This is a genomic window from Mesorhizobium sp. WSM1386 (assembly GCF_055901595.1).
The window spans coordinates 4,343,254-4,357,650 of the sequence record NZ_CM148373.1; the positions used below are offsets into that span (position 1 = coordinate 4,343,254).

The window sequence follows — 14,397 nt, forward strand, 5'->3', positions numbered from 1 at the left end:
ATTGCGGCGCCTTTCCATCGCGAGGCAAAATAGTCGGCCGCAGCCATCCTCCGCTGCGCTGCGGCCCTCCGCTTCGCTGTGGGTGTCGGTCCGTCCCGTCCGTGGGCTCTCGTCGCCATGAAGGCCGCGAGGGTCGCGGTCAAAACCGACGGGAGCATCGCCATGAGCGAGCACGACGACACCGAACCGAACCACGCCGCTTCTCCGACCGATCACATCCTCACCGAACTCCAGCTCTATGGCTGGCGCCCATTTGCCGACGAGCCCGATCCGCGACCGCTCCCCGGCGGCGACCAGGTGGCCGGTGCGGTGGCCGACATCTTTGACGCCCTCATCGCCACCTTGGCCGACACGCGCCTCGAACCCGACCTCGATGACCTCTTCTGGTCAGTCACCAATGTCTTCCACCGCACTGTACAACGGATCGAGCGGCAACTGGACGACAACGAGCAGGCCCAGCACCGCCTTCAACGCGAGCAGGACGGCAGCGAGATCAAGGCGGTTGAACTCGAGACACTCACCGCCCAGGGCCAGACCATGATCGAACGGCGCGACGCCTTCGAGCTCATGCGTGACCAGGCCGCCGACCACTACGATCAGTACACCGGCTCGGCTTGGCGACCGCGCACGGGGTCGATGGTCAACCGCCACCATCTCACCGCCTCAATGATCGATAGCCGCGACTTCCTCGCGGCAAGGCGGCGCGCGGAAACCGAAATCATGTTGCCCGCCGGCCCCAAGATCGCCTTCTCCGGCGGCGATACCGCCGATCACGAGCTGATCTGGGCTAAGCTCGACCAAATCCGCGCCAAGCACCCCGACATGGTGCTGATGCACGGCGGATCACCGAAAGGCGCCGAAAAGATCGCAGCCCGCTGGGCCGATCATCGCAAGGTGCCGCAGGTTGCCTTCAAGCCCGACTGGAGCAAACATGCCAAGGCCGCTCCCTTCAAGCGCAACGACCAGATGTTGGCCGTCATGCCGATCGGCGTCATCATCTTTCCGGGCACCGGCATTCAGGAGAACCTTGCGGACAAGGCCCGCAAGCTCGGCATCCCGGTCTATCGTCTCGGCAGCTCGTGACGCCCGGGGCAGCCTATTCGGCAATCTCACCAAGTGGACGAACTTCACAACGCGAACGGCGGCTTTGCGCCCGAAGCCGGACTGAGAGGCCAGCTTTGCCTGTTCCGAAAGCCGACGTTGCAGGCGACCGCTCGGGAGGTCGCCGTCGCGCCGCACGCGGTCATTTTCAACCTTGCGATTGAATGGCTACTTTGGCCGGGTGGGTTCAACCGGTCACTGCAACACCTTTAATCTGAGAGGATTGGGAGGTGTCGCATGGTGACGTCACGGATCTGGTTTACCCCGGAGCAGAAGGCCGAGCTTTGGGAGCGGTGGAAACAGGGTCAGAGCATTTCATCGATCTCGCGGGCACTAGACCGCCGGACCAAGGGCGGCGTTCAGCGGATCGTATCCTTACACGGCGGCATTGCTCCGTCAGCAAGGCGTAGAGCGGCCTCGGCGCTCGAGCTGGGGGAGCGCGAAGAGATCTCTCGCGGGATTGCGGCAGGTCTTGCCATCCGCGCTATTGCACGAAGTCTGGGGCGATCCCCATCAACGATCAGTCGCGAGATCTCGCGCAATGGCGGTGCCCAAGCGTATCGCGCAACCCGAGCCGACAAGCAGGCTTGGCAGCGCGCGCTTCGCCCGAAGCAATGTCGCCTGGCATGCTCTGGACGGCTAAGGTGGCGGGTGGCGCAAAAGCTGGCACTGCAATGGTCGCCAGAGCAGATTGCGGGTTGGCTGAAGCGAGCGTACCCAGGCGATCCAAGCATGCGGATATCTCATGAAGCGATCTATCGCAGCCTGTTCATCCAGTCGCGAGGGGTGCTCAAGAAGGAGCTGACAGCCCATCTGCGCACCAAACGACAGATGCGCCTCGGCAAAGGTGCACAGAGCAACCGAACGGGGCAAGGTCAAATCCTCGATATGGTCTCCATCCGCGAGCGTCCCGCCGAGGCGGAGGATCGTGCCATCCCAGGTCATTGGGAGGGTGATCTGCTCACCGGAGCAAACGACACGAACATCGTCACCCTGGTCGAGCGACACAGCCGGTTCACGATGCTTGTGAAGTTGGCCAGAAGGGACTCAGCGACTGTCGTGGCGGCCCTCGCCGAGAAAATCGGCACATTGCCCCAAGAGCTGCGGCGCTCGCTGACATGGGACCAAGGCAAGGAGATGGCTCGTCATAAGAGCTTCACCGTCGCAACCGATCTCCAGGTCTACTTCTGCGACCCGCGCAGTCCCTGGCAACGCGGCAGCAACGAAAATACCAACGGCCTGCTCAGGCAGTACTTCCCCAGAACAACCAACTTCTCGCAGGTCCCGCAGGCCCGACTCGACAGCGTCGCCCTGCGGCTCAATCAGCGCCCCCGAAAAACCCTGGACTTCGAAACACCCGCCGATAGGCTACACAAGGTGTTGCAGTGACCGGTCGAACCCACCCCGGTTTAACGGACGTGGGTAGCCGTGCGCCTGTCGGCCTCGACGGGCATTGTACGCTAAACGCAATGCAATGGCGGTTGTACAAAAGGTGACACCGGCGCTGATAAAGAAGACAACGCTCAAACCTGCTCGATCGGCAGCCCATCCCAACGCCGGGCTTCCTAGCGCCATCGCGACATCCAGAAAGGCCGTGTAGATGCCCATCGCCAAGCCGCGGTTTTCCGGCGATGTGCCACCAACCGCCTCCACGCCAAGCCCAGGGTAGACGAGGGAATAGCCCAGGCCCGCCAGCGCTGCTCCGAAAAAAGCAAGCAAGCTGCTTCGTGCCAACCCGATGAGCAGAAGCCCGGCTGACTGCACGAGTACGAACAGCAGGGCGATCTTCGCACCGCCATATCTGTCAGGCAAATGACCACAGACCATGCGCGCTGCAATCAGCGCAGCTCCAAACGCCGTAAATCCAACCCAGATGGGTCGCCAATGATTGTCGGCATACAGAAGGGAGCTGAAGGCAAGGATTGAGCAGTAGCCGACACTGGCGAGTGCCGCACCAAAGCCTGGCAGCCACACCGCGCCAAAAACCGCTCTCAGATCGGATTTTCTCTGCCGCAACTGTATCCGAGGGTTTGGCGCTCGCATGAGCGATCCCATGACAAGCAACGGCAATATTGTGGTCAGCAGCCCTATCGCCGCAAAGCCGTAGGCTGTGAACAACATGGTTCCGAAAGGTCCGCTGAAGGCCAATGGCGCGAACATCGCAGTGCCGACCCATGCAATGACTTTCCCGGAATGCCCGGCGTCCACGAGCGCCAGGCCCCAAGCTACGCCACCAGTGATGATGAAGCTCTCGGCACCGCCGAGCAGCGCGCGTCCGACGACAAGGATCGTGACGGAGAGAACGGGCGAATTCGCGACGGCAACGGACACAAGATAGAACAGCCCGCCAGCCGCTGCGGTAACCAGCCCCACCAGAACGGCTCGTTTTCCTCCGTTCTCGTCGGCAAAGGAACCCGACCACACGCGTGAAACCAGGGACGCCGCGAACTGCGTTCCTGCCACCATGCCGACAATGACGCTACCGAACCCTAGATTGTGGCTGACGTGCAGCGGAAGCACAGGCAATGCTGCGCCGATGACAACAAACCCGGCCAACACCGCTGCCATGGGGGCCAGCAGGCTAACCGCTACCGAACGCAATGGTGTTGACGATGTCGGCAGGTGTGTCATTCGTCGGAAGCAATCTGATGACGTTGTTTGCGGGGCTTCGGTTCGGATCACCAAGGTTGGTTGGCGGGCCCGACCGTGAACTCGTTGATCGTGGTGTCTTCCGGTGCGTCGATGGCGAACGCAACCACGTCAGCAATCCGATCGGGCGAGATTCCGTATTTGTCATAGGTATTCTGCATCGCGGCGGCCGTGCCTTCATCGCTGATGGTTTCAAGCAGCTCGGTGTTGATCGCGGCCGGATAGATGGTCGCCGTACGGATGTTCGTCCCTTCCATGGCGGATTCCATGCGCAGGACTTCCATGAAGTCGCGCAGGAACCATTTCGTGCCTCCGTAGACCGCGCCGTTCGGGTAAGCCTTGAGCCCGGCGACCGACGAGGTGGCGATGATGTGCCCGGATTTGCGTGCGACAAACTCCGGGAGCACCGCGGCGACGCCGTTCAAGACGCCCTTGACGTTCACGTCGACCATCTGGTGCCAGTCGTCGGTCTTCAGTGCCGATAATGGCGAGATCGGCATCAGGCCGGCGTTCAGGAACATGACGTCGACGCGACCGAACGCCTTCCTGGCCAGCTCGACGATAGCGTCGTTGTCGGACTGCTTCGTCACGTCCAGTTCCTTGTAGGCCGCATGACCGCCGTCCTTCGCGATCTCGTCGGCGATCCGCTTCAGCCTGTCAGCGCGCCGGGCGCCAAGGACGACCTTGGCGCCTTTGCTGGCGAGCAGCTTCGCGGTTGCCTCACCGATGCCCGATGAAGCTCCGGTGATGATTACCACCTTGTCCTTGATCATGACAGTTCCCCAAAGTTGATGGTTGGTTTCTCAGGCGCCGTATTGTGCGTCCGTCACATGCTCCATCCAGTCGACGACCTTGCCGTCCTTAACCTCCTGGAGGGCGATATGAGCCATGGCCGTCACGGGCGACGCGCCGTGCCAGTGCTTTTCGCCGGGCGCGAACCAGATGACGTCGCCGGGCCGGACCTCCTCGATCGGGCCGCCTTCGCGCTGGACCCGGCCGAGCCCGGAAACGACGATCAGCGTCTGGCCAAGCGGATGCGTATGCCAGGCCGTGCGGGCGCCGGGCTCGAACGTCACCTGCGCGCCTTGGACTCGCGCGGCGTCGAAGGGATTGAAGAGCGGGTCGATCCGCACCGTGCCGGTGAACCAGTCAGCCGGTCCTTGGCCGGAAGGCCTGCTGCCCGCGCGAAGAATGTCCATGATGATCTCCTTTGCGTCCTCAGATGCGTTCGATGTGAAGCGGGAACTCGCCGCGCACATGTAGCGCCTGTTCGCCCTCGTCGAAGCGGCCGAGCCTGATCAGCCCGGGATGGCGGTAGTCATCGTAGAACATCGCCAGGTTGCCCCAGGGAATGAAGTAGCAGAGGTCGTAAGGCTGCTCGTTGGCGAACGGACCGCTTCCCTCCTCGGTTAGCTTGCGCGGCAGATAGGCGATCTTTTCATTGTGGGCGTAGTCACTGATGGTGAGATGGAGCGGCAGCATCGAAAAGAAATCCCGCGCCGACGGATTGTCGTAGAGCATGGCGGTCATGGTGCGGCCGTTGAAAATCATCCTGATCTTCATGTCGGTGGGCTCCTGGCTGGCTGGGGCCTTGCCCTCTTGGCTGGCGGCTGCGCGCGGCAAGGCCACCACCGCGAGCGCGGCGCCGAGCAGTGTCCGGCGGCTGAGCGTCGCATGCTCGATGATCATTGCGAGGATCTCCAGGCCATATGCGATGCGGCGAAAGCGGTGAGCGCCGACCCGCAGAGCAGCACCGCGCCGAAAGTGAACGCTCCCCACCAGCCGATCGTATCGAAGAGCGTGCCGCCGATAGCGGCGCCGCCGGTGATGGCGAGCTGGATGACGGCCACCTGCAGTCCGCCGCCGGCCTCCGCATCATCCGGCAACGTGCGGCTGAGCCACGTGCCCCAGCCGACAGGAGCGGCCGTGCCGAAGAAGCCCCAGGCAACGAGCAGCAGCGCTGTTGGAACCGGCAGCGCGCCGAGCGCGATAAGCGCAACGGCCAGCGCGGCCATGACCAGCGGGATGACGATGAGGATGCTGAACAGGCGCGTGCGCAAAAGCCGGCCGACGCACCAGGTGCCGGCCACGCCCGCCAGCCCCATCCCCAGCAGGATCGCCGAAAGCGCGGTGATGTCGAGCCGGGTCACGCTCTCGAGGAAGGGGCGCAGATAGGTGAAAAGCGCGAACTGGCCCATGAACATCATCATGACCGACGCCATGCCGATAGCGACTGGAAGACGGCCGAGCAGCCCCAGCGGATTGCTTGGGCGTTTCCTTTGGCGCGGGGGCAGCGCTGGAAGGCTGATCCTCTGCCAGACCAGCGCCAGCAGCCCGAGCGGCACGACGAGAAAGAAAGCGCCGCGCCAGCCGATATAGGCGCCAAGAAAGCTGCCCAGCGGTGCGGCAACCGTGGCGGCAATGGCATTGCCAGCGTTCAGCATGGCGAGGCCCTTTGGAACCATGTCTTGGGGCACGAGGCGCATGACGATCGCGGTCGACATCGACCAGAAGCCGCCGATCGCGACACCGAGCAGCGCGCGGCCAACCATGAGGAGCGCGTAATTCGGCGCAAAGGTGACAGCGAGCCCGGAAACAATGAGGAGAGCCGTAAAGCCGGTGACGACCAGCCGGCGGTCAATTCGCCGCGTGAGGCCGGCGACTAGGAGGCTGGTCACGACGGCAAAAGCACCCGAAATCGAAATTGCCTGTCCGGCCCGGCCTGCGGTGATGCCGAGATCGGCCGCGATCGGGGAGAGCAGGCTGACCGGCATGAATTCCGACGCGATAAGCACGAAGACACACAGCGACATCGAAAGCACCGCGCCCCATGCGGAGCGGGCTTCGACGAATCTCGTGTCGTAGGTCGTTTCCATAATTGGCATCCTTGCAAGGCGACCGGGGCGGATCAGCCGCCACCCCCGTCGCCATGCCGGAATATATCGATGCGGGACCCATTCTATTAGACTGAGTAATTCGCATGGACTTATCGATTCATGATATAAATGCCCGTCAGGAGGTGACCTATGCAGCGCGATGGCATGAAGGATCTGCTATGGTTCGTGGCGGTCGCCCGAGAGCGCAGCTTCACCAAGGCGGCGGCCAAGCTCGGCACCTCGCAGTCGACCCTGAGTTCGACAATCAAGGATCTGGAAGCTCGGCTTGGAGTCCGTTTGCTCACGCGCACGACGAGAAGTGTCGCCCCGACCGAGGCCGGCGAGCGACTTTTCCAATCTCTTGTTCCCCGCTTCGAGGAAATCGAAGCCGACCTTGCAAGCTTGGTGGCCTTTCGCGGCAAACCCTCCGGAACGGTCCGCATCACGCTGTCCGACCATGCGCTCCAGACGACAGTCTGGCCGAAGCTGCAACCCGTGCTCAGCGACTATCCCGACGTGCGCGTCGAGCTCTACAGCGACAACGGCATGAAGAACATTGTGGAGGAGCGCTTCGACGCAGGCGTGCGGCTCGGCGAGAGCATAGACAGGGATATGATCGCAGTGAGAATCGGTCCGGACTGGAGGCTCGTGGCCGTGGCTTCGCCGGAGTACTTCGCCCGCCATTCGGCGCCAACCGTACCCCAGGAACTCGTAGATCATAACTGCATAAACATGCGACAGGCGACTTTCGGCGGATTGTATGCCTGGGAGTTCGCAATGGATGGACGTGACCTTCGCGTGCGGGTGGAAGGACAACTCACCTTCAATTCGTCCATACCCATGATCGAGGCTGCGATACGCGGTTGCGGGATCGCCTATGTCCCGGAAAATCTCGTAAGCCACCATATCACCAGCGGACGCCTCAGGTTGGTGCTTGACGATTGGAGTCCGCCATTTGCGGGCTATCACCTTTATTACCCGAGCAGGCGGCAGCTCTCGCCTGCGATGGCGGTGATCGTCGAGGCGCTCCGCCATCGCATCTGACCCCAGCCAAGCCACTCTTGGCGCTGGGTTGTGAGGGGACGATGCGGGTGGCGACGTTCCACCGCAGATCGCGGAGGTCTTCACCGTTCAGATCTTGCGACAGCAACGATCATCACCCAGCCAACTTTGAGGTTGTTTGCTATGGCTGCTCCAGGCAGTTTCGCCCTGACCGGACAGTCCGCTCCCGGCCCCCAAGCTGCCGGACCGCAAAGCGCCCCATGTCGGCCATTGCGATCAGCTTTGCCGTTTCGTGAAAGCAGACCTTGGGCGGGTTCAGCCTAGGAACTTTACCCACCTGGCTGCCACACCATTGGTCGAGTCGAGGCACTGCCGGAGCTCTGGCTCTGCTTTGCCTTTTAACTATTAACTGTTTGCAAACTTTACACGTTGACGATTCCTCGGTCGTAGAGTTAATAATCTCCTAATATAAGAAGTTTCTAAAGACTCGTGGTTGGGCAACCAACGAGTTGGGACGATGCAGTTGGGGTAGGAAAGAGACGCTGCGACCAGGTCGCTGCGCCGCCATCAGGGAAAATCTTGTCCGTTCGTGAATGGCCAGCTCCAGCTGGCCCTTCATGCGCGGCGGCCTCCCTCAATGAGGCGCCGGCAATCCACCTCCAAGTGTGCCAATCGTGCGATCCTTGCTCGCTCAGAGCAATGGTTCGTTCAGAGCTATCAATAAACAGGCGTAGGGGCGTCTGTCGTAGAACAACAGGGGTTGAAAAATGGCTACTCAGGTCACCGGTGCCGGCGGCACCACGACGTCGTTCTCCAACACGCCGCAGGCGAAGGACGAACTTCTTGCCTTTTCGGAAGATGCCAATGGCGTCTTGATCCTGAATGTATTGGCGAACGATCTGGGAGGAGCGGCCAAACAGCTGTATTCCATCGACAATTCGGTAGCAGAGGCCGGATTGACGCCGACAAAAACACCCTCGCCTATTGACTTGCTCACGCGTGACACAACCTACAGCAGTGACAGCGCGGGACTGGCCGGGACCACGGACACTAGCCTTCTGGGCGCCCATATCTGGATAGCCAGTGACGGTACGATCCATTACAACACTGCGGATATAAATGGGCTATTGCAGGCACTAGCGCAGGGGCAGATTCTCACCGACAAACTGACCTACGCCATCCAGCTCGGAAATGGCACGCTGAGTTGGGCCACGACTATCATTCAGTTCACCGGCACCAACGACAAGCCGGACATCCATTTGGTGACGACGGACAAAGACGCCGCCTCGCTGACCGAGACCAATACGCCCCTGACCGCCAGCGGCACGCTGACCGTCAACGATGCCGATGTCGCCGATACGGTGAGCGCGGGCGTGACCTCGGTGTCGCTCGGCGGCACCATGGGCGGCCTGAACAGCGCTGCCGTCATCAACATGCTGACGATTTCGCCGGCCTCGCTGACGGCCAATCTGGGCGAAACCCACAATCTGAGCTGGACCTTCAACTCGACACCGCAGGCCTTCGACTTCCTGGCGGCGGGCGAGACGCTGACGCTCACCTACATGGTCACGGCCAACGACGGCCATGGCGGCACCGACACGCAGACCGTAACGATCACGATTCATGGCACCAATGATGCGCCGGAGATCACCTCGGCGGCCCAGTCCGGCAATGTCTCGGAAGGCGATGGCCTGCCGGCCGCGGCCCAGATGGCGACCGGTCAGGTCACCTTCAGCGATGTCGACACCAGCGACACCCATACCTTGTCGGTGAGCGCTGCCGCCACCTATGGCACGGCCAGCGTCGATCCCGACGGCACCTGGCACTACACGGTCAGCGACAGCGGCGCGGTCGATGCGCTCGCCGTCGGCGAGCATCTGGCCGACAGCTTCACGGTGCAGGTCGACGATCACCATGGCGGTGTCGTCACCCAGGTGGTGTCGATCGACATCGTCGGCACCAATGATGCGCCGGAGATCACCTCGGCGGCCCAGTCCGGCAATGTCTCGGAAGGCGATGGCCTGCCGGCCGCGGCCCAGATGGCGACCGGTCAGGTCACCTTCAGCGATGTCGACACCAGCGACACCCATACCTTGTCGGTGAGCGCTGCCGCCACCTATGGCACGGCCAGCGTCGATCCCGACGGCACCTGGCACTACACGGTCAGCGACAGCGGCGCGGTCGATGCGCTCGCCGTCGGCGAGCATCTGGCCGACAGCTTCACGGTGCAGGTCGACGATCACCATGGCGGTGTCGTCACCCAGGTGGTGTCGATCGACATCGTCGGCACCAATGATGCGCCGGAGATCACCTCGGCGGCCCAGTCCGGCAATGTCTCGGAAGGCGATGGCCTGCCGGCCGCGGCCCAGATGGCGACCGGTCAGGTCACCTTCAGCGATGTCGACACCAGCGACACCCATACCTTGTCGGTGAGCGCTGCCGCCACCTATGGCACGGCCAGCGTCGATCCCGACGGCACCTGGCACTACACGGTCAGCGACAGCGGCGCGGTCGATGCGCTCGCCGTCGGCGAGCATCTGGCCGACAGCTTCACGGTGCAGGTCGACGATCACCATGGCGGTGTCGTCACCCAGGTGGTGTCGATCGACATCGTCGGCACCAATGATGCGCCGGAGATCACCTCGGCGGCCCAGTCCGGCAATGTCTCGGAAGGCGATGGCCTGCCGGCCGCGGCCCAGATGGCGACCGGTCAGGTCACCTTCAGCGATGTCGACACCAGCGACACCCATACCTTGTCGGTGAGCGCTGCCGCCACCTATGGCACGGCCAGCGTCGATCCCGACGGCACCTGGCACTACACGGTCAGCGACAGCGGCGCGGTCGATGCGCTCGCCGTCGGCGAGCATCTGGCCGACAGCTTCACGGTGCAGGTCGACGATCACCATGGCGGTGTCGTCACCCAGGTGGTGTCGATCGACATCGTCGGCACCAATGATGCGCCGGAGATCACCTCGGCGGCCCAGTCCGGCAATGTCTCGGAAGGCGATGGCCTGCCGGCCGCGGCCCAGATGGCGACCGGTCAGGTCACCTTCAGCGATGTCGACACCAGCGACACCCATACCTTGTCGGTGAGCGCTGCCGCCACCTATGGCACGGCCAGCGTCGATCCCGACGGCACCTGGCACTACACGGTCAGCGACAGCGGCGCGGTCGATGCGCTCGCCGTCGGCGAGCATCTGGCCGACAGCTTCACGGTGCAGGTCGACGATCACCATGGCGGTGTCGTCACCCAGGTGGTGTCGATCGACATCGTCGGCACCAATGATGCGCCGGAGATCACCTCGGCGGCCCAGTCCGGCAATGTCTCGGAAGGCGATGGCCTGCCGGCCGCGGCCCAGATGGCGACCGGTCAGGTCACCTTCAGCGATGTCGACACCAGCGACACCCATACCTTGTCGGTGAGCGCTGCCGCCACCTATGGCACGGCCAGCGTCGATCCCGACGGCACCTGGCACTACACGGTCAGCGACAGCGGCGCGGTCGATGCGCTCGCCGTCGGCGAGCATCTGGCCGACAGCTTCACGGTGCAGGTCGACGATCACCATGGCGGTGTCGTCACCCAGGTGGTGTCGATCGACATCGTCGGCACCAATGATGCGCCGGAGATCACCTCGGCGGCCCAGTCCGGCAATGTCTCGGAAGGCGATGGCCTGCCGGCCGCGGCCCAGATGGCGACCGGTCAGGTCACCTTCAGCGATGTCGACACCAGCGACACCCATACCTTGTCGGTGAGCGCTGCCGCCACCTATGGCACGGCCAGCGTCGATCCCGACGGCACCTGGCACTACACGGTCAGCGACAGCGGCGCGGTCGATGCGCTCGCCGTCGGCGAGCATCTGGCCGACAGCTTCACGGTGCAGGTCGACGATCACCATGGCGGTGTCGTCACCCAGGTGGTGTCGATCGACATCGTCGGCACCAATGATGCGCCGGAGATCACCTCGGCGGCCCAGTCCGGCAATGTCTCGGAAGGCGATGGCCTGCCGGCCGCGGCCCAGATGGCGACCGGTCAGGTCACCTTCAGCGATGTCGACACCAGCGACACCCATACCTTGTCGGTGAGCGCTGCCGCCACCTATGGCACGGCCAGCGTCGATCCCGACGGCACCTGGCACTACACGGTCAGCGACAGCGGCGCGGTCGATGCGCTCGCCGTCGGCGAGCATCTGGCCGACAGCTTCACGGTGCAGGTCGACGATCACCATGGCGGTGTCGTCACCCAGGTGGTGTCGATCGACATCGTCGGCACCAATGATGCGCCGGAGATCACCTCGGCGGCCCAGTCCGGCAATGTCTCGGAAGGCGATGGCCTGCCGGCCGCGGCCCAGATGGCGACCGGTCAGGTCACCTTCAGCGATGTCGACACCAGCGACACCCATACCTTGTCGGTGAGCGCTGCCGCCACCTATGGCACGGCCAGCGTCGATCCCGACGGCACCTGGCACTACACGGTCAGCGACAGCGGCGCGGTCGATGCGCTCGCCGTCGGCGAGCATCTGGCCGACAGCTTCACGGTGCAGGTCGACGATCACCATGGCGGTGTCGTCACCCAGGTGGTGTCGATCGACATCGTCGGCACCAATGATGCGCCGGAGATCACCTCGGCGGCCCAGTCCGGCAATGTCTCGGAAGGCGATGGCCTGCCGGCCGCGGCCCAGATGGCGACCGGTCAGGTCACCTTCAGCGATGTCGACACCAGCGACACCCATACCTTGTCGGTGAGCGCTGCCGCCACCTATGGCACGGCCAGCGTCGATCCCGACGGCACCTGGCACTACACGGTCAGCGACAGCGGCGCGGTCGATGCGCTCGCCGTCGGCGAGCATCTGGCCGACAGCTTCACGGTGCAGGTCGACGATCACCATGGCGGTGTCGTCACCCAGGTGGTGTCGATCGACATCGTCGGCACCAATGATGCGCCGGAGATCACCTCGGCGGCCCAGTCCGGCAATGTCTCGGAAGGCGATGGCCTGCCGGCCGCGGCCCAGATGGCGACCGGTCAGGTCACCTTCAGCGATGTCGACACCAGCGACACCCATACCTTGTCGGTGAGCGCTGCCGCCACCTATGGCACGGCCAGCGTCGATCCCGACGGCACCTGGCACTACACGGTCAGCGACAGCGGCGCGGTCGATGCGCTCGCCGTCGGCGAGCATCTGGCCGACAGCTTCACGGTGCAGGTCGACGATCACCATGGCGGTGTCGTCACCCAGGTGGTGTCGATCGACATCGTCGGCACCAATGATGCGCCGGAGATCACCTCGGCGGCCCAGTCCGGCAATGTCTCGGAAGGCGATGGCCTGCCGGCCGCGGCCCAGATGGCGACCGGTCAGGTCACCTTCAGCGATGTCGACACCAGCGACACCCATACCTTGTCGGTGAGCGCTGCCGCCACCTATGGCACGGCCAGCGTCGATCCCGACGGCACCTGGCACTACACGGTCAGCGACAGCGGCGCGGTCGATGCGCTCGCCGTCGGCGAGCATCTGGCCGACAGCTTCACGGTGCAGGTCGACGATCACCATGGCGGTGTCGTCACCCAGGTGGTGTCGATCGACATCGTCGGCACCAATGATGCGCCGGAGATCACCTCGGCGGCCCAGTCCGGCAATGTCTCGGAAGGCGATGGCCTGCCGGCCGCGGCCCAGATGGCGACCGGTCAGGTCACCTTCAGCGATGTCGACACCAGCGACACCCATACCTTGTCGGTGAGCGCTGCCGCCACCTATGGCACGGCCAGCGTCGATCCCGACGGCACCTGGCACTACACGGTCAGCGACAGCGGCGCGGTCGATGCGCTCGCCGTCGGCGAGCATCTGGCCGACAGCTTCACGGTGCAGGTCGACGATCACCATGGCGGTGTCGTCACCCAGGTGGTGTCGATCGACATCGTCGGCACCAATGATGCGCCGGAGATCACCTCGGCGGCCCAGTCCGGCAATGTCTCGGAAGGCGATGGCCTGCCGGCCGCGGCCCAGATGGCGACCGGTCAGGTCACCTTCAGCGATGTCGACACCAGCGACACCCATACCTTGTCGGTGAGCGCTGCCGCCACCTATGGCACGGCCAGCGTCGATCCCGACGGCACCTGGCACTACACGGTCAGCGACAGCGGCGCGGTCGATGCGCTCGCCGTCGGCGAGCATCTGGCCGACAGCTTCACGGTGCAGGTCGACGATCACCATGGCGGTGTCGTCACCCAGGTGGTGTCGATCGACATCGTCGGCACCAATGATGCGCCGGAGATCACCTCGGCGGCCCAGTCCGGCAATGTCTCGGAAGGCGATGGCCTGCCGGCCGCGGCCCAGATGGCGACCGGTCAGGTCACCTTCAGCGATGTCGACACCAGCGACACCCATACCTTGTCGGTGAGCGCTGCCGCCACCTATGGCACGGCCAGCGTCGATCCCGACGGCACCTGGCACTACACGGTCAGCGACAGCGGCGCGGTCGATGCGCTCGCCGTCGGCGAGCATCTGGCCGACAGCTTCACGGTGCAGGTCGACGATCACCATGGCGGTGTCGTCACCCAGGTGGTGTCGATCGACATCGTCGGCACCAATGATGCGCCGGAGATCACCTCGGCGGCCCAGTCCGGCAATGTCTCGGAAGGCGATGGCCTGCCGGCCGCGGCCCAGATGGCGACCGGAGGTCACCTTCAGCGACCTTGTCGGTGAGCGCTGCCGCCACCTATGGCACGGCCAGCGTCGATCCCGACGGCACCTGGCACTACACGGTCAGCGACAGC

At 63.8% G+C, this 14,397-nt stretch carries 7 protein-coding genes and 3 pseudogenes; 5 read left to right on the top strand and 5 right to left on the bottom strand.

Annotated elements, in window-relative coordinates:
• Nucleotides 1-162: 162 nt before the first annotated feature.
• The gene (locus tag AC0NIH_RS21180; RefSeq protein WP_473468022.1) at nt 163-1,083 is read left to right on the top strand and encodes a DUF2493 domain-containing protein; all 921 of its coding nucleotides are present in this window, start codon (nt 163-165) and stop codon (nt 1,081-1,083) included.
• Nucleotides 1,084-1,338: 255 nt separating this feature from the next.
• Nucleotides 1,339-2,495, top strand: a pseudogene (locus AC0NIH_RS21185) (IS30 family transposase); the annotation flags it as partial.
• 118 nt (nt 2,496-2,613) lie between these two features.
• Here the strand turns inward: AC0NIH_RS21185 and AC0NIH_RS21190 are convergent.
• From AC0NIH_RS21190 to AC0NIH_RS21210, 5 genes and pseudogenes are all read right to left on the bottom strand, one after another.
• A pseudogene (locus tag AC0NIH_RS21190) lies at nt 2,614-3,732 on the bottom strand (arabinose transporter); the annotation flags it as partial.
• A 47-nt stretch (nt 3,733-3,779) separates the two neighbouring features.
• Nucleotides 3,780-4,523, bottom strand: coding sequence for an SDR family oxidoreductase (locus AC0NIH_RS21195; RefSeq protein ID WP_473469697.1), 744 nt, complete (start codon nt 4,521-4,523; stop codon nt 3,780-3,782).
• A gap of 30 nt (nt 4,524-4,553) precedes the next feature.
• A complete protein-coding gene (locus tag AC0NIH_RS21200; protein WP_473469695.1) occupies nt 4,554-4,949 on the bottom strand; it encodes a (R)-mandelonitrile lyase in 396 nt (131 codons plus the stop codon).
• Nucleotides 4,950-4,968: 19 nt separating this feature from the next.
• Nucleotides 4,969-5,439 (bottom strand): cyclophilin-like fold protein, encoded by a 471-nt coding sequence (locus tag AC0NIH_RS21205; RefSeq protein WP_473469693.1) that lies wholly within the window; start codon nt 5,437-5,439, stop codon nt 4,969-4,971.
• Nucleotides 5,436-6,626 carry an MFS transporter gene (locus tag AC0NIH_RS21210; protein WP_473469692.1) on the bottom strand — a complete coding sequence of 397 codons (1,191 nt, stop codon included), beginning with the start codon at nt 6,624-6,626 and terminating at the stop codon, nt 5,436-5,438. The genes AC0NIH_RS21205 and AC0NIH_RS21210 overlap by 4 nt, the downstream gene beginning before the upstream one ends.
• 150 nt (nt 6,627-6,776) lie before the next feature.
• Here AC0NIH_RS21210 and AC0NIH_RS21215 point away from each other — a divergent pair, with 150 nt between their 5' ends.
• The 3 genes and pseudogenes from AC0NIH_RS21215 to AC0NIH_RS21225 form a co-directional block, all read left to right on the top strand.
• Nucleotides 6,777-7,670, top strand: coding sequence for a LysR family transcriptional regulator (locus AC0NIH_RS21215; protein WP_473469690.1), 894 nt, complete (start codon nt 6,777-6,779; stop codon nt 7,668-7,670).
• Between the two features lie 725 nt (nt 7,671-8,395).
• Nucleotides 8,396-14,326, top strand: coding sequence for a VCBS domain-containing protein (locus AC0NIH_RS21220; RefSeq protein WP_474025051.1), 5,931 nt, complete (start codon nt 8,396-8,398; stop codon nt 14,324-14,326).
• Nucleotides 14,323-14,397, top strand: a pseudogene (locus AC0NIH_RS21225) (VCBS domain-containing protein); the annotation flags it as partial. The gene AC0NIH_RS21220 and the pseudogene AC0NIH_RS21225, both read left to right, overlap by 4 nt.

Bases quoted from the DNA above. Each gene is read 5' to 3' on its own strand.
- AC0NIH_RS21180 (WP_473468022.1), top strand. From the start codon at position 163: ATGAGCGAGCACGACGACACCGAACCGAACCACGCCGCTTCTCCGACC.
- AC0NIH_RS21195 (WP_473469697.1), bottom strand. From the start codon at position 4,523: ATGATCAAGGACAAGGTGGTAATCATCACCGGAGCTTCATCGGGCATC.
- AC0NIH_RS21200 (WP_473469695.1), bottom strand. From the start codon at position 4,949: ATGGACATTCTTCGCGCGGGCAGCAGGCCTTCCGGCCAAGGACCGGCT.
- AC0NIH_RS21205 (WP_473469693.1), bottom strand. From the start codon at position 5,439: ATGATCATCGAGCATGCGACGCTCAGCCGCCGGACACTGCTCGGCGCC.
- AC0NIH_RS21210 (WP_473469692.1), bottom strand. From the start codon at position 6,626: ATGGAAACGACCTACGACACGAGATTCGTCGAAGCCCGCTCCGCATGG.
- AC0NIH_RS21215 (WP_473469690.1), top strand. From the start codon at position 6,777: ATGCAGCGCGATGGCATGAAGGATCTGCTATGGTTCGTGGCGGTCGCC.
- AC0NIH_RS21220 (WP_474025051.1), top strand. From the start codon at position 8,396: ATGGCTACTCAGGTCACCGGTGCCGGCGGCACCACGACGTCGTTCTCC.